The 18469-nt window shown below is 67.4% G+C and carries 23 protein-coding genes; 20 read left to right on the top strand and 3 right to left on the bottom strand.

Translation table 11 applies throughout. The features are described 5' to 3' along the window. Positions 1-4: 4 nt before the first annotated feature. Positions 5-529: a transcriptional regulator NrdR gene (gene nrdR, locus KZX46_RS16930; RefSeq protein WP_219774952.1), complete on the top strand. Its 525-nt coding sequence runs from the start codon at positions 5-7 to the stop codon at positions 527-529. Next, positions 526-1272 carry an RNA methyltransferase gene (locus tag KZX46_RS16925; protein ID WP_219774951.1) on the top strand — a complete coding sequence of 249 codons (747 nt, stop codon included), beginning with the start codon at positions 526-528 and terminating at the stop codon, positions 1270-1272. The genes nrdR and KZX46_RS16925 overlap by 4 nt, the downstream gene beginning before the upstream one ends. Before the next feature lie 6 nt (positions 1273-1278). On the opposite strand, the gene KZX46_RS16920 is transcribed toward KZX46_RS16925, so the two are convergent. Together KZX46_RS16920 and KZX46_RS16915 are read right to left on the bottom strand one after the other, a co-directional pair. After that, on the bottom strand, positions 1279-1989 hold the full coding sequence (locus tag KZX46_RS16920) for a response regulator transcription factor (protein WP_216707958.1): 711 nt from the start codon (positions 1987-1989) through the stop codon (positions 1279-1281). Positions 1990-2150: 161 nt separating this feature from the next. Continuing rightward, positions 2151-2372 (bottom strand): DUF1153 domain-containing protein, encoded by a 222-nt coding sequence (locus tag KZX46_RS16915; protein ID WP_255602456.1) that lies wholly within the window; start codon positions 2370-2372, stop codon positions 2151-2153. A 159-nt stretch (positions 2373-2531) separates the two neighbouring features. On the opposite strand from KZX46_RS16915, the gene mnmA reads away from it, so the two are divergent. From mnmA to KZX46_RS16830, 17 genes are all read left to right on the top strand, one after another. Further along, positions 2532-3671 (top strand): tRNA 2-thiouridine(34) synthase MnmA, encoded by a 1140-nt coding sequence (mnmA, locus tag KZX46_RS16910; protein ID WP_219774950.1) that lies wholly within the window; start codon positions 2532-2534, stop codon positions 3669-3671. Between the two features lie 129 nt (positions 3672-3800). Then, positions 3801-5024: a sigma-54-dependent Fis family transcriptional regulator gene (locus tag KZX46_RS16905; protein WP_226896012.1), complete on the top strand. Its 1224-nt coding sequence runs from the start codon at positions 3801-3803 to the stop codon at positions 5022-5024. Further along, positions 5021-5347, top strand: coding sequence for a flagellar hook-basal body complex protein FliE (gene fliE, locus KZX46_RS16900; RefSeq protein ID WP_226896011.1), 327 nt, complete (start codon positions 5021-5023; stop codon positions 5345-5347). The genes KZX46_RS16905 and fliE overlap by 4 nt, the downstream gene beginning before the upstream one ends. Next, positions 5344-6915, top strand: coding sequence for a flagellar basal-body MS-ring/collar protein FliF (gene fliF, locus KZX46_RS16895; protein WP_219774949.1), 1572 nt, complete (start codon positions 5344-5346; stop codon positions 6913-6915). Before fliE ends, fliF begins: the two co-directional genes overlap by 4 nt. Further along, the gene (gene fliG, locus KZX46_RS16890; RefSeq protein ID WP_219774948.1) at positions 6912-7907 is read left to right on the top strand and encodes a flagellar motor switch protein FliG; all 996 of its coding nucleotides are present in this window, start codon (positions 6912-6914) and stop codon (positions 7905-7907) included. Before fliF ends, fliG begins: the two co-directional genes overlap by 4 nt. Further along, positions 7900-8445: a FliH/SctL family protein gene (locus KZX46_RS16885; RefSeq protein ID WP_219774947.1), complete on the top strand. Its 546-nt coding sequence runs from the start codon at positions 7900-7902 to the stop codon at positions 8443-8445. Before fliG ends, KZX46_RS16885 begins: the two co-directional genes overlap by 8 nt. Then, entirely contained in the window at positions 8442-9755 is a 1314-nt protein-coding gene (locus tag KZX46_RS16880; RefSeq protein ID WP_219774946.1) for a FliI/YscN family ATPase, read from the top strand. Before KZX46_RS16885 ends, KZX46_RS16880 begins: the two co-directional genes overlap by 4 nt. Next, positions 9752-10123 carry a hypothetical protein gene (locus KZX46_RS16875; RefSeq protein ID WP_219774945.1) on the top strand — a complete coding sequence of 124 codons (372 nt, stop codon included), beginning with the start codon at positions 9752-9754 and terminating at the stop codon, positions 10121-10123. Before KZX46_RS16880 ends, KZX46_RS16875 begins: the two co-directional genes overlap by 4 nt. Then, positions 10120-11727 (top strand): hypothetical protein, encoded by a 1608-nt coding sequence (locus tag KZX46_RS16870; protein ID WP_219774944.1) that lies wholly within the window; start codon positions 10120-10122, stop codon positions 11725-11727. Before KZX46_RS16875 ends, KZX46_RS16870 begins: the two co-directional genes overlap by 4 nt. Before the next feature lie 9 nt (positions 11728-11736). Beyond that, complete coding sequence (fliL, locus tag KZX46_RS16865) at positions 11737-12237, top strand: flagellar basal body-associated protein FliL (protein WP_219774943.1); 501 nt, start codon at positions 11737-11739, stop codon at positions 12235-12237. Further along, a complete protein-coding gene (locus KZX46_RS16860) occupies positions 12234-13037 on the top strand; it encodes a FliM/FliN family flagellar motor switch protein (protein WP_219774942.1) in 804 nt (267 codons plus the stop codon). Before fliL ends, KZX46_RS16860 begins: the two co-directional genes overlap by 4 nt. Continuing rightward, entirely contained in the window at positions 13034-13318 is a 285-nt protein-coding gene (locus KZX46_RS16855) for a FliM/FliN family flagellar motor switch protein (protein ID WP_219774941.1), read from the top strand. Before KZX46_RS16860 ends, KZX46_RS16855 begins: the two co-directional genes overlap by 4 nt. Further along, on the top strand, positions 13315-13572 hold the full coding sequence (locus tag KZX46_RS16850; protein WP_219774940.1) for a flagellar biosynthetic protein FliO: 258 nt from the start codon (positions 13315-13317) through the stop codon (positions 13570-13572). Before KZX46_RS16855 ends, KZX46_RS16850 begins: the two co-directional genes overlap by 4 nt. Next, positions 13500-14249: a flagellar type III secretion system pore protein FliP gene (gene fliP / locus KZX46_RS16845; RefSeq protein ID WP_226896299.1), complete on the top strand. Its 750-nt coding sequence runs from the start codon at positions 13500-13502 to the stop codon at positions 14247-14249. The genes KZX46_RS16850 and fliP overlap by 73 nt, the downstream gene beginning before the upstream one ends. A gap of 1 nt (position 14250) precedes the next feature. Beyond that, a complete protein-coding gene (gene fliQ / locus KZX46_RS16840; RefSeq protein ID WP_219774938.1) occupies positions 14251-14520 on the top strand; it encodes a flagellar biosynthesis protein FliQ in 270 nt (89 codons plus the stop codon). Continuing rightward, a complete protein-coding gene (locus tag KZX46_RS16835; protein ID WP_219774937.1) occupies positions 14517-15284 on the top strand; it encodes a flagellar biosynthetic protein FliR in 768 nt (255 codons plus the stop codon). Before fliQ ends, KZX46_RS16835 begins: the two co-directional genes overlap by 4 nt. Then, the gene (locus tag KZX46_RS16830; protein ID WP_219774936.1) at positions 15277-16401 is read left to right on the top strand and encodes a flagellar biosynthesis protein FlhB; all 1125 of its coding nucleotides are present in this window, start codon (positions 15277-15279) and stop codon (positions 16399-16401) included. The genes KZX46_RS16835 and KZX46_RS16830 overlap by 8 nt, the downstream gene beginning before the upstream one ends. Here KZX46_RS16830 and KZX46_RS16825 read toward each other — a convergent pair. Next, the gene (locus KZX46_RS16825) at positions 16398-16574 is read right to left on the bottom strand and encodes a hypothetical protein (RefSeq protein WP_219774935.1); all 177 of its coding nucleotides are present in this window, start codon (positions 16572-16574) and stop codon (positions 16398-16400) included. The two genes, KZX46_RS16830 and KZX46_RS16825, sit on opposite strands and share 4 nt — an antisense overlap. Positions 16575-16781: 207 nt before the next feature. Between KZX46_RS16825 and ettA the strand changes: the two genes are divergently transcribed. Further along, a complete protein-coding gene (gene ettA, locus KZX46_RS16820; RefSeq protein WP_216707941.1) occupies positions 16782-18461 on the top strand; it encodes an energy-dependent translational throttle protein EttA in 1680 nt (559 codons plus the stop codon). The last annotated feature ends 8 nt before the right edge of the window (positions 18462-18469 follow it).

Below are 18469 nucleotides of genomic sequence, written 5' to 3'. Positions count from 1 at the left end.
GGTCGTGCGCTGCCCCTTCTGCGCCAACGACGACAGCCAGGTGAAGGATAGCCGTCCGACCGAGGACGGCGGCGCGATCCGACGGCGGCGCCAATGCCCCGCCTGCGGGGCGCGTTTCACCACATTCGAACGCATCCAGCTGCGCGAGATGATCGTCGTCAAGAAGTCGGGCAAGCGCGAGGTTTTCGATCGCGACAAACTCGCCAAGTCGATCGAGATCGCGTGCCGCAAACGTCCGATGGAGCCGCAGCGGATCGAGCGGCTGGTCAACGGCGTCGTCCGGCGACTCGAATCATCGGGCGAGGCCGAGCTCGGCGTCGGGCTGGTCGGCGAGATGGTGATGGAGGGGCTGCAGGCGCTCGATCCCGTCGCGTACATCCGATTCGCCAGTGTTTACCGCGACTTTCGCGAGGCGCGCGATTTCGAAACCTTCGCGGGCGCGCTCGGCGTCGGTAATACCGCGCTCGACAAGGCAGCCCCCGACAAAATCGAACGCCCGCTGCCGCGCCTCGTCGGCGAGGCGGAGTGAACACAGCCGGATCGCCGCCGCCCGCCGTCATCCTCGTCCGCCCGCAACTCGGCGCGAACATAGGGGCATGTGCGCGGGCGATGCTTAACTTCGGGCTGACCGACCTGCGCCTCGTCGCGCCGCGTGATGGCTGGCCGAACCCCGACGCTGGGCCGTCGGCGAGCGGCGCCGATCAACTGCTTGCCGACGCGCGGGTGTTCGAGACGGTCGCGGCGGCGGTCGCCGATCTCAACTTCGTCTATGCGACGACGCTGCGTAATCGCGCGCTGACGCGTCCGGTCGTGACCCCGGCGCAGGCGGCGAGCGAGACGCGCGATCGTCGCGAGCCGAGCGGGTTGATGTTCGGTCCCGAACGGTCGGGGCTTGAAACCGACGACCTTGCGCTGGCGCATTCGATTCTGACGATCCCGGTCAATCCGGATTTCGGTTCGCTCAACCTTGCGCAGGCGGTGTTGATCAACGCTTACGAGTGGTTTCGTGCGGGTGATGCCACACCGGCGACCGCTTTCGTCAACTATGAGGGGCCGGCGCTGCATGCCGATCTCGAGCGATTGATTGTCGCTGTTGATGCCGATCTCGAAGCGGCGGGCTATTATGGGACGACGACGCGGGTCGCGATCGCGAAGCGCCTATTGCGCAACCTGCTGACGCGCCCGGCCTTCAGTGACAATGAAGTCAGGACGTTACGCGGTGTGTTCCGCGCATTGGCTCACCCGCGCCGGCCCTCCGGCGCGGGTGAATAACCAGATTTACGCGACTTGCGCGACGACGGTATCGGTGCGTTCGGGATCGCGCAGCGCGTAGCCGCGGCCCCACACGGTTTCGATGCACGTCGCGGCATTGTCGCCTGCAGTCGCCAGCTTCTTGCGGAGCTTGCAGACGAAGACGTCGATGATCTTGAGCTCGGGCTCGTCGCGACCACCATAGAGATGCGTCAGGAACATTTCCTTCGTCAACGTCATGCCCTTGCGGAGCGAGAGCAATTCGAGGATCGAATATTCCTTGCCGGTCAGCGCGACACGATGGTTGTCGACGGTGACGAGGCGAGCCGACAGGTCGATCGCCATCGCGCCGGTGCGGATGATCGATTCCGCATGCCCCTTCGAGCGGCGGACGAGCGCGTGGAGGCGGGCAACGAGTTCGTCACGCTGGAACGGCTTGGTGACATAGTCGTCGGCACCGAAGCCGAAGCCGCTGACCTTGGTCGCTGTCTCGGCATCGCCCGACAGGATCATCACCGGCGTCGTGATCCGCGCCAGCCGCATCCGCCGCAGCACTTCATAGCCATGGACATCGGGAAGGGTGAGATCGAGAAGGATCGCATCGTAATCGTACAGTCGAGCCAGCTCAATCGCTGCCTCTCCCTCGGATACAGTTTCGTGCTCGACGCCGACCCCGCTTAGCATCAGTGTCACGGCTCGCGCCATTAACTTGTCATCTTCGATCAGCAGTACGCGCATGACCACCCTTTCACTAGCCGGAGCATCCCACCGTGCCGCGGCGCACCATCAGCTAAACTCATTTTCCCGTCCGAGTAAAGAAGCTTAACTATGCCAAATACAGTATTTGCCAATGAAGACAGCTAAATCCTGAAAATATTGCCAATTATGGCCGATACGGCCTAATGTCGGCTTTCGAAAACTTCACGATATACCTGCACGCGCGTGACACGGAGGCCCGGCGTGCCGGCGGCGTCGATCGCGCGCTCCCACAACCGAAGTTCTTCGTCGCTCAAGCTGTAGCGGGTGCAGGCCTCGGTCCGGGTTACAACGCCTTCGCGAATCCCGCGAACGACATCGGCCTTGCGGCTCGCGACCCACCGTTTGGTATCGGATGGGGGCATCCGGTCGACTGCGGAAAGGCCATCGTCGGTAGCAATGCGTTGGGGCATTGGAAATTCCCGTTTAAGCTAATCTACACTATGTACGACACCGTACATCAATAAGCTACAGTTCATGTGAGATAAATATTAGACATGATTGACCCCTATTCAATCCTTTTTATGGTTGAGGAACAGTTAAGATTGCCGACTGCTAGAACTCGTATAGTCGTGGCGATGTCGGGAGGGGTCGACTCTTCGGTCGTTGCGGCGATGTGTGCGGAGGCCGGCCATGAAACAATTGGTATTACACTCCAACTTTACGACGACGGCGCAGCGCGCGCGCGTGCAGGAGCTTGTTGTGCCGGGGCGGATATCGCCGACGCCCGGCGCGTCGCCGACCAGCTCGGCATCGCGCATTATGTTCTCGACTATGAATCCAGGTTTCGTGACGCGGTGGTCGAGGAATTTGCCGATTCTTACCTGCGCGGCGAGACCCCGGTGCCGTGCATTCGCTGCAACCAGACGGTTAAATTCCGCGACCTGCTCGCAGTTGCCCGCGATCTTGGCGCCGAGTGTCTCGCGACTGGTCATTACGTCCGGCGGATCGAGGGACATCACGGCGCCGAACTGCATCGCGGGATCGATCCGGCGAAGGACCAGAGCTATTTTCTTTACGCGACCACTCGCGAGCAGCTCGACTATCTGCGCTTTCCGCTCGGCGGGCTGACCAAGGCCGAGGTTCGGGCGCACGCCGTCCGGCTCGGACTGAGCGTCGCGGCCAAGCCCGATAGCCAGGACATCTGCTTTGTGCCCGGGGGAGACTATGCCTCGGTCGTGCGACGGGTCCGGCCCGAGGCCGATGCCCCGGGCGATATCGTCGACCGTGCCGGGCGGGTGCTTGGGCGGCATGCCGGGATCGTCGGCTATACGATCGGCCAGCGGCGCGGGCTCGAACTCGGCGGCTTGCCCGAGCCCCTGTATGTCGTCGGCATCGATGCGCCGCGCCGCGAGGTCATCGTCGGCCCGCGCGCCGCGCTCGCGGTTTCGGGCGTGACCCTCGCCGACTTCAACTGGCTGGGGGATCGAGCGGCGGACGACGCTTCGGACGAGCATGTCGCGGTCAAGGTCCGATCGATGGCGACGGCGGCCGGTGCGGTCCTGACCGGCGGCACAACGCCATTGCTGACATTCGACGACCCAGAATTCGGCGTCGCGCCGGGGCAGGCGGCGGTGATCTATGCGGGGTCGCGCGTCCTCGGCGGCGGCACGATCGCTGCAACGGTCCCGGCGGCGAAGACTGCAACAGTGTCAATCGCCTGACAGGTGTCAACGTCTTGACGCCTTTCGCGTCAATACTTTGACATTCAGCACGAATACACTGCCGCCCACGTCCTGATCTGACTTGGCACGAGCTTTGCTTGGTTCCCGGCATCACCGGGGGGCTTGAAGTTGTCGACTGCCGCAATCACCGTCTCCGACGCCGCCGCAGCGATGTACCCGCTGCTGGCCCAAGCAATATACGACGCCGGCGGTCGATCGTTGCGCCACCGCGCGTTCAATGTTGTCGCTTATGGCGAGCCCTGCGACGGCACCGGGGCGGTCATGGTCGCACGGTCGAAGTGCCCGCGACTGTCGCACGGCAGCCGCTTCATCGAGTTCGCCGACGCCGACCTGAAATTCGCTGCCGCGACGATCGTCGCACTTGCCCAAGGCGCTCAGGCGGCGCTCGCCGATCCGGCATCGATTGCGCTCGAAGCGCTCGCGGCGCGGGTCGCGGCGCGCGGCATTACCGTCCTGATCGAAGGCGCGACGGGGACCGGTAAAGAAGTCCTCGCCCGCTCGATTCATGCCGCCTCGCCGCGCTGCAACGCCGCCTTCGTCGCGGTCAACTGCGCCGCGCTCCCCGAAGCGATGCTCGAGGCACTGCTGTTCGGTCACGAACGCGGGGCCTTCACCGGGGCGGGAACGAGCGCCAAGGGCCTGTTCCGCGCCGCCGACGGCGGCACGCTGCTGCTCGACGAGATCGCCGAACTTCCGCTCGGTCTCCAGGCGAAGCTGCTGCGTGCGTTGCAGGAGAGCGAGGTGCTGCCGATCGGCGCGACCGCCCCGGTCAAGGTCGACGTCCGCATCATCGCCGCCGCGAACCGCGACCTTGCGGGCGAAGTCGCCGCCGGTCGTTTCCGCGCCGACCTGTACTACCGGATCGCGGTGTTCCCGCTGGCGACGATGCCGCTCGCCAGCCGCCGCGCCGATATCGTGCCGATCGCGGCGGCGCTGTGGCTGCGGCAGGGGACGACAGCGTGGCCGACGGCGGCGGCGCTGGCCCGGCTCGAGGGGCACGACTGGCCGGGGAATGTCCGCGAGCTCGGCAACGTCCTCGCGCGCGCCGCCGTGATCGCCGACAGCGAGCGGATCGAGGCGCGCGATATCGTCTTCGACACGCCCGCTGTCCAGCCGGTCGCAGCCTCGCTCGGCGGCGCGATCCGCGAGCGTGAATTCGACGTCATCAGCGCGACACTCGCCGACTGCGCCGGGCGCCGTGGTGAGACCGCGACGCGGCTCGGGATCAGCGAGCGGACGCTGCGGTACAAGCTTGCGGCGATGTCGGCGGGCCGCTTGCCCGCGATGTCGTCGGGCCGCGTGGCGGCGATGGCGCGGATGACGATGCAATGATCGCGCCGTTGAAAGGTATCGACACCAGCAGCGTCCTTGCCCTTCGCGCCCAGATCCTCGACCGCAACGCCGCGCTGTCGGGCAAGGCTGCCGCGCCCGCGAAGTCCGGGTTCGACAGCGCGATCACCGAGGTGTTGCGCGCAGTCAACGCGACCCAGTCCAAGGCGGGCGATGTCTCGGCGGCGTTCGAGCGCGGCGATACCGTCGATATCGCCTCGGTCATGCTCGCGCGGCAAAAGGCGTCGATCGCCTTCGAGGCGACGCTCCAGGTCCGCAACAAATTGCTGTCGGCATACCATGACGTAATGAGCATGCCGGTATGAGCGACCTCGCGGTGCTCGATCCGCGCGCGATAACGTCGTTCGCCGGGTTACGGCTGCGCGGGCAGCGGCTGTTCGCGCAACCGGCGATCCGGCGGTCGCTCCCGGCGCTTGCGGTCCTGCTTGCGCTCGTCGTTGCCGCCGGGCTGTGGCTGGCGCTGCGCGCGCCCGACTATCGCCCGGTGTTCGCGCAATTGGGGGAGGCCGACAAGGCGGCGGTGCTCGCCGCGCTCCAGACAGGCAATTTCAAGGCGCATGTCGACCCCGATACCGGCTCGGTCGAAGTCCCCGCAGGCGACGTCGCCGCGGCGCGGATCATGCTCGCGGGGCAGGGGCTGCCGAAAGCGGCGGTGAGCGGGCTCGATGTCCTCGGGACGATGCCGCTCGGCAGCAGCCGCGCGGTCGAGACGGCGCGGCTCAAGTCGGCGGCGGAGAGCGACCTCGCCGCGAGCATCATGGCGATCGACGGGGTCGACCACGCCACCGTCCACCTCGCCGCGGGCGAGCAGTCGGTCTTCATCCGCGACGCCGCCGCGCCGACCGCATCGGTGTTCGTCCGCCTTGCTCCCGGCCGCAGCCTCAACGACGCGCAGGTCCGCGCGATCGTCCATCTCATCGCGTCGTCGGTCGCGGGATTGTCGCCCGACCGGGTCAGCGTCGTCGACCAGTCGGGGACGCTGTTGTCGGGGGATGCGAGCGGCCCGCTCGGCGACAGCGCGCGGCAGCTCGCATATCAGAGCAGCGTCGAGGACGGGTTGCGCCGCCGCGTCGTCGCGCTGCTGACGCCGATCCTCGGGGCAGGGAATTTCTCGACCCAGGTCGCTACCGACCTCGACTTCTCGGTCAACGAGGCGACGCGCGAGAGCTACGACAAGGACGGCGTCCTGCGCTCCGACCAGAACAGCAGCGCGACCGAGGCTGGGCAGCAACCCGCGCGTGGTATCCCGGGCGCCTTGTCGAACACCGTGCCGCCCGCGGCGCAGGTGTCGGCGACGCCGCCGCTCCCGGCGCTCCCGGCGGTCGTGCCGGGAACGCACAGCGAAAGCTACATTCGCGGCTATGAGATCGGCAAGGCGGTCTCGGTCACGCGCGCACCCGTCGGCGCGGTCCGGCGCGTGTCGGTAGCGGTGGTCGTCCGCGACTCCTCGCTTGGAGCGGCGAAGGAGCAGGCGGCGCAGGTCGCGCTGCTCACCGGGCTGGTCCGCAGCGCGGTCGGCTACGATGCCCGCCGCGGCGACATCGTCACCGTTGCCGGCCGCGCCTTCGTCGCGACGCCCGGCGAGCCGGTGGTGAAGTGGTGGGAGATCCCCCTCGTCGCCACCGGCGTGGAGGCGGTGACTGCGCTCGGCGGCGTTGCGCTCTTGGTGTTCGGGGTTGTGCGGCCCGCGGTGCGCGTGCCGGTTCCGGGCTCCGAAGACGAGCCGCAACGCTTTGAAGATGCGCCCGAAATCATCGAACTCGACCCGCTCGACTACGCGATTAAGCTCGCCGAGACCCGATTGCTCGTCGGCCAGGATGTCGACCGTGCCTCGGCTGTGGTGCGGCAGATGATGGCGGCGGACGCCGAATGATCCACGATAACCTCACGGGTGCGCAGAAATGCGCGGTGCTGCTGCTCCTCCTCGACGAGGTGCAAGCTGCTGAATTGCTGCGGCAAATGGCGTCTGAGGAAGTTCGCGCGGTCGGTCATGCGATGATCTCGGTCGCCGAGATCGAGCCGCGCGCGATCGACACCGTGCTCGACGAGTTCCTCGCCGCGAGCAAGACGACGGTCGCGCTCGGCGGCGGCGGCGTCCAGGTCCGCTCGGTCCTCGAACGCGCGCTCGGCCCCCAGCGCGCCGGCGGCCTCCTCGGCGAACTCGGCCCCCCGGTCACCCCTCGCCCCTTCGCCGCGCTCGAATGGATCCAACCCGCCGCGATCGCCGCGATGCTCGCCGCCGAACATCCGCAGGCGGCGGCGGTCGTCCTCGCCCACCTCGAACCGCAACGCGCGTCGGACGTGCTCGCCGAGCTGCCCGAAGCGCTCCAGCCCGACATCCTCTACCGGCTGGCGACGATGGGGCCGGTCGCGGGCGTCGTCGTCGCCGGGCTCGACCGGGCGTTCGAGGTCCGGCTTGCGGCGACCCCGGTGAGCCCTCCGGCGGCGGTCGTCGCGGGTCCCGATCTGGCCGCCAAGCTGATCGCGATGGCCCCCGATCAGGCGCGGCTGCTCGCGGCACTGCGCGATCTCGACCCGGCGATGACCGAGTCGATCGCCGAGAGCCTGTTCGTGTTCGACGACCTGCTCAAGATCGACTCGCGCGGGATGCAAGCGCTCGTCCGCGAAGTCGAGACCGAGCAGCTTGTGCTCGCCCTTAAGGGTGCCGGCGAGCCGCTGCGCGCGCACGTCTTTTCGGCGATGTCGGCGCGCGCGGCGGCGGGGATGCAGGACGAACTCGCCGACCTCGGTCCGACCAAACTCGCCGAGGTCCGCGTCGCGCAGGCGGGGATCGCCGCGGTTGTCCGTCGGCTTGCCGATGCGGGGACGCTGATGATGCCGGGGAGCACCGCTGGTTATGTCTAGCGCCTCCGCCTCGTATGCCGGTCTCGCGTCGCTCTACGCGGCGATGCTGCCGCCGCCGCCCGAGTCCGACTTCGAGCCCGAACCTGCGATCGATGTCGAGGCGATTGCCGATGAGGCTTACCAGTCGGGGTTTGCGGCTGGACTCGCGCAGGCAGAGGCTGCGTTCCAGCCTGAACGTGCCCTGCTCGCGACCGCGACAACTGAGCTGATCGCCGCGTCGGTCATCGATCCCGACACCGTCCGCAGCGTTTTTCTCAACCTTGTCAGAGCGCTGGCGGGGGCTGCCGTGGCGGCCGAATTGATCGTCAACCCCGAGGTGATCTCGCGGCTCGTCGATACCGCGCTGGCGAGCGTCGAGACCCGCGACGGGATCATCGTGCGGCTCCACCCCAACGATATCGGAGTCCTAGCGCTCGACCTGCCGGTTGTCCCCGATCCGACGCTGACGCGCGGCACGGTGGTGATCGACGGACCCGGCTTCATCGTCCGCGACGGCCTCGATGCTCGGCTCGCGGTGATCGTCGAGGGGCTGGCATGAGCATCTCGACCGTCCTCGCGGAGCTGGCGGCCAGCGCGCCGGTCGTCCGGGCACCCGGTCCGGTCATCGGCGGACGGATCGTCGCCTATGACGGGCTGACACTCGAGGCGGCGGGGATCGATCTTGCGGTCGGTACGGTCTGCGCGGTCGGTCCCGCCGGGGTCGCGGCCGAGGTCATCGGCTTCCGCGACCGGCGCAGCGTGCTGATGGGCTTGGCCGCGCTCGGGCCGCTGCTTCCGGGAGGCGCGGTAATGCCGCTGCGGGGCGAGGCGCGCGCGAGCGTCGGCGCTGCCTTGCTCGGGCGGGTGATCGACGGCGGCGGACGCCTGCTCGACGGCGGGCCGCCACTGCCGCGAATGGCGAAGGTGCCGCTCGAACCGCCAGTCGGCAACCCGCTCGCCAAAACCGGGATCACCGCCGTCCTCGACGTCGGCGTCCGCGCGATCAACGCGCTGCTGACGCTCGGGCGGGGCCAGCGGGTTGGCATCATGGCGGGAAGCGGGGTCGGCAAGTCGGTCCTCCTCGGCCAGATTGCGCGCTTCACCGCCGCCGATATCGTCGTCGTCGCGCTGATCGGCGAGCGCGGGCGCGAGATCGCCGACTTCCTCGAACGCCAAGTCGGCGACGCGGCGCGCGCGCGGACCGTCGTCGTCGCTGTCCCCGCCGACGATGCGCCCCTGCTCCGGGTGCGCGGCGTGATGCGCGCGCATGCCATCGCCGAATGGTTTCGCGGGCAGGGGGAGGATGTCGTCCTCATCGTCGACAGCCTGACCCGCGTCGCCCACGCCCAGCGCGAGATCGGTCTCGCGCTCGGGGAGGCCGCCGGCGCACGTGGCTATCCATCGTCGGCAATCGCGCTGCTGCCCCGGCTGGTCGAGCGGGCAGGCAACGACGCCGTCAGCGGCGGATCGATCACCGCAATCTATACCGTGCTCGCCGACGGCGACGACATGAACGACCCCGTCGTCGATGCCGCGCGCGGGGTGCTCGACGGGCACATTGTCCTTTCGCGAGCCGAGGCGCAAAGCGGGATCTACCCCGCGATCGATCTCGCGGCGTCGATCAGCCGGGTGATGACCGACATCGCCAGCCCCGCGCACCGCGCCGCGGCGACCCGCTTCCGCCGGGCGCATCGCCTCGTCGAGGACAATCGAGACCTTGTGCTGATGGGGGCATATTCGCCCGGAGCCGATCGCGACCTCGATGCAGCGATGGCAGCGCGCGGCGTGATGGACGCATTCCGCTGCCAGGCGGCCGACGAGCGCGTCGACTTCGCGACGTCGATCGCGCTGCTCGGGGACGTGCTGTGACGTCGCGACACGAACGGCTCGCGCGGTTGCTGGCGATCCGGCGGGTCCGGTTGCGCGTCGCGGCGAGCAGCCTCGCGCGGGCAGCGACGGCAGTGGCGGCAACGGCAGCGACAGCGGCTCGGCTCGGCGAACTCCGTGCCGAGTTTCGCGGGCAGTACCACTTTGCGGCGGGCTACGCGATCAAGGCCGCCGCCGCGACGCGCGCCGCACTGCATGCCGCCGAGGTTACCCAAGCGATCCGTCTTGTCGACGCCGAAGCGCACCGTGCCGTGTTGCAGGGCGATTTTCACCATCGGCGTGCCGGGGTCGATGCGGTCGCTCGAGCCGTCGAACGCGCGTCCGACGATCCGAAACTGGTCGGATCATGATCGCCGTGAGCCTCGACCGCGCCGATCTGCCGTCGATCGCGGTCGTCGCGGTCACGAGTGTCCCCGGCAGCTTCACGATGCCCCAGCCGGGATTGCCGCGAGAGCCGGTGCCGACCGCCGCGCCACCGACCGCTAAGGCCGTCACGCAAATCGACGTTAGTCACTTGATGGCACTGATAGACCTGTTTCCCCTTGCGCGCGCCGTCGAGCCACTGGGTGCGGCCGGACCGCAGACAGTGGATAAGTTGCCGGCAGCGAAAGGAGCGGAGGTATCGCCCGAGGCAATGGCGGCACAGTCGGCAAACCCAGCGCCGCCGCGTGCGACCGCTCCCGCTGTCGCTCTTGCTGTCGTTGAGGTGGCACCTCCTTCCATTCGGCGGCATGCCACCTTGGCAACCGCACCGACGGCTCTTCGAAGGCAGAAGCCATCTGATCCTCCGATCATGGCGGTGGCCGCGCTCAACCAGTCGCTAGCGCTGCCGCCACCCGCTCCGCAATCGCCAGCCGTGTCCGATCAGGTGAGCTCGGATGCCGCGCAGTCGGCCGCAGCCGTTTCGACCGCACCAAAGACGGTCGCCGGGGCAAACGAACGCGAGGTCGTCATGCCCGTCATCGATCTTCCGCCCGGCACGGTAGACGAGCGTTCATTACCAACGCCAGCGCACCTGCTCACCGAGAATGCTGTCGTGCTGACGACTGTCGTTGCGGTCGCGCCGCTTGCATCTCTCGGCGACTTTACGCGCGAGATTGGACCGCTCGCCCTCATCGCCCCGCCCGCCGCGTCGGTCGTGGCCGCCATGCCGATGCCTCAGCCGGTTCTGCCGCGAACCGTGATTGAGCTGCGCGCGATTGAAGTGCGGGGGGCCTTGCTCGACGCTGCCGCAATCGCCCCAGCATTGCCGCTGTTTGTGCCCGGCGCCAGGGATGCCCCACTGGCAGCTCAAAAGGAATTAGCTTCGGCATTAATCGCGACGATCCCAACCGCTGCCGCCTCGGTCACCGTCCCCGCCCAAACTGCTTTCACCGTCGCCGTGACCTCGGCACCGGTATGCTCAGCCTTGCGGCGTAGTCAGCCTCCTTCCCAATCGCCCGTCGTTCTGCGCGAGCGAACCGATCCGCCAGTCTACACGCTCAGCGCTGCATCACAGCCGACGATGAGCCATGCCGGAGATACGCATTGGCCCACGCCGCTCGCATCGGCCCCTGTTCCAGCCAGACCGGAAGGCTTTTCCATCGACACACCCGCGCTCGGCGGGGTCGGGGCCGAGGTAACGCGGCGCGACCATCCGGCGGGCGACGCGCTCCACGTTCATTTCGCGGTCGATCGCAGTGGCACCGCCGCGCTGATCGCGGGGGCGAGCGACGGCCTCGAGCGCGCGGTCGTCGCCACCGGAAACCGGCTCGACGCAGTGACGATCAAGGTGCGCGGCGGCGCGACGGGCGTAGCGTCGGGCGGCTCGGACGCGGCAGGGGCAGGGGCGGCGGGGCATCGCGGGGACGCGCGCGATCATCGACCGCCCACGCCAGAGTTGCCCGGGCAAACACCATCGACGCGAATCCGTTCGCCGGCAATCAAGCCGGTCGTTCGCGACCGCTTCGCCTGAGGATTTGCCATGGCCGATACGATTCCCAAGCAGGCTAAATCGAGGAAGGGACTCGGGAGCATCGTGATGGTCGCATTCGCGTTCCTCGGCGCAGCGGTCGGCAGCGGCAGCGCGTTGGTCGGCGTTGCGGCGCTGCGACCGGGTCTTCTGCTCGGGCGGGCTGCGGCGGCTCCGCCGGTGCTCCAGGCGGCAACCCCGATCGAATATATCGAGATCGATAACGCCTTCACGTCGAACCTCGCCGATACCGGACGCTACCTCCAGTTGCGGATCGCGGTGTCGAATACCGGCGGTCCGCAAGTTACGGCGGCGCTGGCCCAGCACAAACTGGCGATCGTCTCGGCGGTGCTCGCGGTGCTCGGCGAGGTCGGTGAGGCCGATGTCGCCGACCGCGCGGCGAAGACCAAGCTGCGCTCGACGATTCGCACGGCGATCAACGACGTGCTCAGCCGCAACGCGCATGTCGGCGGGGTCGACGAGGTCTTCTTCACCACGCTGGTCGTCCAGTGAGCCCGGGTGCGCACAACAGGCGGTCTGCAGACGTTAGCGCGTGGCGCTTTCCGCCAGCTCTTCAGGCCCTTGTCGCCGTCCCCGCGGCGATCAATTTCACTGCATTCGTCGATCTTCTCGGTGGCCACCTCGCTCCGGTTGTCGGCAAGCCGCTGGTGACGTCCTTCGACCAGACAGCGCCAGCGCCAGTACCGGCGACGGGCTTTGTTCGGGGCGATGGCTGGCGGGTGGCAGTCACGGTTCCGATGGATCTTGTCGGCGCACTGATCAGCGCGCGATGCGGCGGCCCGTTCTCGCGATCGACGATGGCGGGTGCCGGAGGCAGCGCGATCGTCGCGGAGCTGACTGCGGCGATCCTTGCTGCCGCCGACGAGGCGTGGCCCGGCGGAAGCGGTTGGCAATCCGACGCGAGCGATCCCGAAGCGGCGGCGTTTGCGGTCGACCTTACCGCCGGGGGCCTCGCGTTCACCCTCGGCTGCGCGGTGACCCCGGCGCCGATCGTCCCCGTCATTCCCGACATCGGCGACTGGTTCCCGCGCCTCCACGCCGCACTCGATGCGACCCCGTTCGCGGTTCGTGCGGTGCTGCATGACCGGGTCGTTCCGCTCGCCGAGGTGCTCGGGTTTGCCGTCGGCGATGTCCTGCCGATCGAGACGCGACGCGATGTCTCGCTGCGTCTCGGCGATCGCGCGCTCGCCCGCGGGACGATCACGCCCGACGACGACGGCGGGTATCGCGTGACGATCGTCGCCGTCGGCAGCGCCGGCATCACCCCCGCCAAAACCGAGGACCTGCCATGAACGCCCTGACCCCCGGAGCATTCGACCGGATTGAATCGATCCCCGCGCTTGCACTCGGGGCCTTGGGTGCGGTCGAGGTACGGCTGCGTGTTGAGGTCGGCGCAGCGCGGCTGACGCTGGCCGACCTGTCGCGGCTTGGACCCGGAGCGACCTTCGCGCTCGACCGCCGCAGCGACGAGCGCATCGACATCCTGATCAACGACCGGCTGCTGGCAAAGGGCGAGGTCGTGACGATCGGCGACCGCTTCGGGGTCCGCATCCTCGACATCGTCTCGGCATGACTGCCACGGATTATCTGACGCGGCTCGCGGTTGCGCTGCCGCTGGTGATTGCTGTGCTAGCCGGGCTTTGGTATGCGGCCAAGCGCGGCTGGATCCAGCCGCCGGGGATCGCCCCGTCGCCGCTGCTGCGGCCGATCGCGACGCTCGGTCTCGGCCCGGGGTCGCGCCTGGTCGTGATCGAATTCGACGGGCGGCGGCTGCTGATCGCGGCCTCACGGAGCGGGGTTACCCTGCTCGACCACTCGGCCCGATGACCGCCGCCGACGGCATCGCGGCGCTGGCGGGCGGCAAAAGCGGGCTCGCGCTGCCGCTTCAGATATTGCTGCTGATGACGCTGCTGACGGTGTTGCCGTCGGTGTTGCTGGAGATGACCGGCTTCACCCGGATCATCATCGTGCTGGCGATCCTGCGGCAGGCGATCGGGCTGGGGCAGGCGCCGCCGAACCAAGTGCTCGTCGGCCTCGCGCTGTTCCTGACACTGTTCGTGATGCAGCCGACCTTCGCCCGGATCGACGCCGAGGCCTATGCGCCGTTCGCCGCGGGCACGCTTCCCGCCGAGAGCGCGATCGAGCGGGGAGGAACGGCGCTCCACGATTTCATGATAGCGCAAACGCGCGAGAAGGACCTGCGCCTGTTCGCCAACCTCGCCCATTTCGGACCGTTTGCGCGTCCGGTCGACGTACCGATGACCATATTACTGCCGGCGTTCGCCACCAGCGAGCTCAAGACCGCATTCCAGATCGGCTTCCTGATCTATCTGCCGTTCCTCGTCATCGACCTCGTCGTCGCCAGCATCCTGATGGCTCTCGGCATGATGATGGTGTCGCCGACATTGATCTCGCTGCCGTTCAAGTTGCTGCTGTTCGTCATGGTCGACGGCTGGGCGCTCGTGCTCGGCTCGCTCGCGTCCTCGTTCGTCGGAGTGAAATGAGATGGACAGTGGCATCGTCATGGACGCGCTGCGCGGCACGATGTGGGTCCTCGCCCAACTTGTCGCTCCGGTCGTTCTTCCCGCGCTGATCGCCGGGTTCGTCGTCGGCCTGCTCCAGGCCGCGACCGGGATCAGCGAGTCGACCCTGAGCTTCGTTCCCAAGCTCATCGTCACGCTGGCGACACTCGCGATCCTCGGCTCGATGATGATGCGCGAGTTGTCGGATTTCACCGTCGAACTCTACGACCGCATCCCGGCGCTGCTGCGGTGATCGCGGCGTGGCTGGCGACGCCCGAGGTCGAGGCTGGGCGGTTGCTGTTTGCGAGCCTGCGTACCGCGTCGGCGCTGTCGTTGCTGCCGGGGATTGGCGCGATGCTGATGCCGCTGCGGGTCAGGATCGGGCTCGGCGGCGCGATCGGGGTGTTCGTTCTTGGGCTCACCCCTATCGCGGTTCCCGCCGATCTGTTCAGCGCGACCGGGCTGATCGCGGTCGCCAGTGAAATCCTGATCGGCGCGATGGCGGGGGTGATGCTCCAGGCGGCATTCGCCGGAGCGTCGATCGCGGGCGAGGTGATTGCGCAGTCGATGGGGCTCGGGTTCGCCACCATTCTTGATCCGGGCGGCATGACCAGCCCGGTGATCGCGACATTGCTCGGCCTCGTCGCGTGGCTCGTGTTCTTCGCGCTCGACGGTCACCTGCGGCTGTTCGAGGTGCTCGTGACGAGCTACCGCGCGCTGCCGCCGGGGTGTGACCCGCTGGCGCTCGCAGGCCGCGTTGCCGGGGTCGGCGCGCTGGCGTTCACGTCGGGGCTGATGCTCGCGCTGCCAGTCGCGGCGGTCCTGTTCCTGATCAACCTGCTCCTCGCGGTCGCCGCGCGTAGCGCGCCGCAGCTCAACCTGTTCGCGATCGGTTTCCCTGTCCTGATGCTGTCTGGCGTCGTCCTGCTCGCGGTGGCGATGCCCGCGATCGTCGATACGATGGCAGCGGGCATGGCGACGATGCAGGACCGGCTCGAAGACATCTTGCTTGGCTGACGCCCCCGATAAGGACCAGAAAACCGAGGCGCCGACCGAGAAGCGCCGTCGCGAGGCGTCCGAAAAAGGCGAGACGCTGCAATCGCGCGAACTGGGCACGGCGCTTGTCATCGGCGCGGGGGTTATCTGGGCAATCGTCGCGGCGGGTGACCTTGTGGCCGCGTGCCGGCGAATGATGCGCGATGGCCTGTCGTTCGCTGACCCGGGACGGACTGATCTGCTCGCGTCGCCGTTGCTACTCGTGCAGGGCATCGTCCAACCTCTTGCCGTCTTCGCGGTGCTGATCGTCGCGGGGGCTGCGGCCGGACCGATGGTAACCGCGCCGCATTTTTCCGCCGGCGCGTTTGCGGTGAAGCTCGATCGCCTCAACCCAATCGCCGGGCTGCAGCGCGTCTTCGGTCTTCATGCGGTCGGCGAACTCGGCAAGGCTGTGCTCAAGGCGGCACTGATTTTCGGCGCGGGCGGCACAGTGCTCGTCGCGCGGCTGCCGGGATTGGTCGGCCTCGGGACGCTTGACCCTGCCGACGGTGCAGCGCGCATCGCGGCATCGACCTCAGCGCTGCTGGTCGCGCTGGCGGTCGCACTCGGGTTGATCGCCGCGATCGACCTGCCGCTGCAGCTCACCCGTCATTTCGCCAAACTCCGGATGTCGAAGCAGGAAATTCGCGAGGAGAGCCGCGAAAGCGAGGGGTCGCCCGAGACGAAGGCGGCACAACGCCGGATGGCCCGTCAGGCGGCGAAACGCTCGCTGGCTCCGGCAATGGCGACGGCGACCGTGGTCGTGGTCAACCCAACGCACTTCGCGGTCGCGTTGCGTTATGTGCCGGGTCGAGATGCCGCGCCAATCGTGGTCGCGAAGGGGCGGGACGTTATCGCCGAGGCGATCCGCGAACTCGCCGCGTCGAACAAGGTGCCGATCCTGCGCTATCCGCAACTTACGCGCGCGATCTATTTCACTGCGACGGTGGGTGTGCCGATCAAAGACGAATTGTTCGGCGCGGTAGCCGCCATCCTCGCGTTCGTCCTCTACCTTGAGCGGTCTTCGCGGGAGCAGCCGGACGTCACCATTCCCGAGGCACTGCGCTTCGACGGATCGGGGCTCAGGTCGCTCAGCTAGTGTCGCTGACAATCTTTGGGCCGGCGGAGCTCTTCGATTTTCCGGAACAGGTCCGTCAAACCGGCATCGATCGGTGCCGCCTTGCCATCGTCGAGCTGTGCAAACAACGCCGCGAAATCATCGACGTTGATTCGATCCTTGTCGTCGATCTCCCGGTACACCATCTTGTCCATCTCGATCCTGTACGCAATCACATAAGCAACGCGTTCCGACGCTTGATCGACGACAACCCGCAAACCTACTGGTAGTTCCGTCACCCCGCCTTTTGATACTATAGATAGTAGCCAAATCGTCTCACGTGCCGCCCGTTGCGGGGGCACCCGGCCATAGGCTAAAGGCGTTCGCGTCTTCCTTCCCGATTTCGAAAGCTCCGATCCGCCATGGCCGGTTACCAATACGCGTTCGTCATGAAGGGCCTGACGAAGGCCTATCCCGGCGGCAAGCCGGTGTTCAAGGACCTCTACCTGAGCTTCCTCCCTGGCGCGAAGATCGCGGTGATCGGGCCGAACGGCGCGGGCAAGTCGACGCTGATGAAGATCATCGCGCAGCAGGACAAGGACTTCCAGGGCGAGGCATGGCCCGCCGAGGGCGTTCGCGTCGGTTATCTTGCGCAGGAACCGCACCTCGACCCGACCAAGACCGTCCGCGAGAACGTCATGGACGGTGTCCGCGAGGTCGCCGACATGGTCGCGCGATTCAATGCTGTCGCCGCCGAGATGGGCGAGCCGACCGATACGACCGACTTCGACGCGCTGATGGAGGAAATGGGCGTCCTCCAGGAAAAGATCGACACCGTCGACGGCTGGACGCTCGATAACCAGCTCGAGATCGCGATGGACGCGCTGCGCTGCCCGCCGGGCGAGTCGATGGTCGACAAGCTTTCGGGCGGCGAGAAGCGCCGGGTGGCCTTGTGCAAGCTGCTGCTCGAGAAGCCCGACATCCTGCTCCTCGACGAGCCGACCAACCACCTTGATGCCGAGAGCGTCCAGTGGCTCGAAAAGCACCTGCAGGATTACGCTGGCTGCGTCATCCTCGTTACCCACGACCGCTACTTCCTCGACAACGTCGTTAAGTGGGTGCTCGAACTCGACCGAGGCAAGGGCATCCCGTTCGAGGGCAATTACTCGGCGTGGCTCGAAGCCAAGGTCAAGCGGATGGCACAGGAAAGCCGCGAGGACGAGAGCCGCGAAAAGGCGATCCGCGACGAACTCCAGTGGATCCGGTCGAGCCCCAAGGCGCGCCAGACCAAGTCGAAGGCGCGTATCCAGGCGTTCGACGACCTCGTCGAGAAGCAGGCCAACCGCCGCCTCGGCTCGGCGCAGATCCTCATCCAGATCCCCGAGCGCCTCGGCAACACGGTGATCGAGGCGAAGAATCTGACCAAGAGCTTCGGCGACCGGGTGCTGATCGACAACCTCAGCTTCAGCCTGCCGCCGGGCGGCATCGTCGGCGTGATCGGGCCGAACGGCGCGGGCAAGACGACGCTGTTCCGCATGATCACCGGGCAAGAGCAGCCCGACGAGGGCAGCATCCGCATCGGCGAGACCGTCAAGCTCGGTTATGTCGACCAGTCGCGCGACGCGCTCGACCCCGGCCACAACGTCTGGGAAGAAGTCTCGGGCGGCGCGGAAAAGTTCTACTTCGGCAAAAACGAGGTGCTCACCCGCGCGTATGTCGGCGCGTTCAACTTCAAAGGCGCCGACCAGCAGAAGAAGGTCGGCCAGCTTTCGGGCGGTGAGCGCAACCGCGTCCACATGGCGAAGATGCTCGTCCAGGGCGGCAACGTCCTCCTGCTCGACGAGCCGACCAACGACCTCGACGTCGAGACTCTCCGCGCGCTCGAGGAGGCGCTGGAAAGCTTCGCCGGGTGCGCGGTGGTCATCAGCCATGACCGTTTCTTCCTCGACCGGCTGGCGACGCACATCCTCGCGTTCGAGGGCGACAGCCACGTCGAATGGTTCGAGGGCAACTTCGAAGCGTACGAGGCCGACAAGCACGCCCGCATGGGCGATGCCGCGGACCGACCGACCAAGCTGACGTACAAGCGGCTGACGCGGTAGGAAGCGGG

It is taken from the genome of Polymorphobacter sp. PAMC 29334 (genome assembly GCF_019431245.1).
GTDB lineage: Bacteria > Pseudomonadota > Alphaproteobacteria > Sphingomonadales > Sphingomonadaceae > Polymorphobacter_B > Polymorphobacter_B megasporae.
The sequence above is the reverse complement of the archived record's forward strand: the minus strand, read 5'-3'. Positions and strand labels throughout refer to the sequence as shown.

Coding starts and splice junctions, on each gene's coding strand:
- KZX46_RS16850 (WP_219774940.1), top strand. CDS start 13,315: ATGACTGCCACGGATTATCTGACGCGGCTCGCGGTTGCGCTGCCGCTG.
- KZX46_RS16825 (WP_219774935.1), bottom strand. CDS start 16,574: ATGGACAAGATGGTGTACCGGGAGATCGACGACAAGGATCGAATCAAC.
- KZX46_RS16870 (WP_219774944.1), top strand. CDS start 10,120: ATGATCGCCGTGAGCCTCGACCGCGCCGATCTGCCGTCGATCGCGGTC.
- KZX46_RS16915 (WP_255602456.1), bottom strand. CDS start 2,372: ATGCCCCCATCCGATACCAAACGGTGGGTCGCGAGCCGCAAGGCCGAT.
- mnmA (WP_219774950.1), top strand. CDS start 2,532: ATGGTTGAGGAACAGTTAAGATTGCCGACTGCTAGAACTCGTATAGTC.
- KZX46_RS16880 (WP_219774946.1), top strand. CDS start 8,442: ATGAGCATCTCGACCGTCCTCGCGGAGCTGGCGGCCAGCGCGCCGGTC.
- KZX46_RS16920 (WP_216707958.1), bottom strand. CDS start 1,989: ATGCGCGTACTGCTGATCGAAGATGACAAGTTAATGGCGCGAGCCGTG.
- fliG (WP_219774948.1), top strand. CDS start 6,912: ATGATCCACGATAACCTCACGGGTGCGCAGAAATGCGCGGTGCTGCTG.
- KZX46_RS16885 (WP_219774947.1), top strand. CDS start 7,900: ATGTCTAGCGCCTCCGCCTCGTATGCCGGTCTCGCGTCGCTCTACGCG.
- fliE (WP_226896011.1), top strand. CDS start 5,021: ATGATCGCGCCGTTGAAAGGTATCGACACCAGCAGCGTCCTTGCCCTT.
- fliQ (WP_219774938.1), top strand. CDS start 14,251: ATGGACAGTGGCATCGTCATGGACGCGCTGCGCGGCACGATGTGGGTC.
- ettA (WP_216707941.1), top strand. CDS start 16,782: ATGGCCGGTTACCAATACGCGTTCGTCATGAAGGGCCTGACGAAGGCC.
- fliF (WP_219774949.1), top strand. CDS start 5,344: ATGAGCGACCTCGCGGTGCTCGATCCGCGCGCGATAACGTCGTTCGCC.
- fliL (WP_219774943.1), top strand. CDS start 11,737: ATGGCCGATACGATTCCCAAGCAGGCTAAATCGAGGAAGGGACTCGGG.
- KZX46_RS16855 (WP_219774941.1), top strand. CDS start 13,034: ATGAACGCCCTGACCCCCGGAGCATTCGACCGGATTGAATCGATCCCC.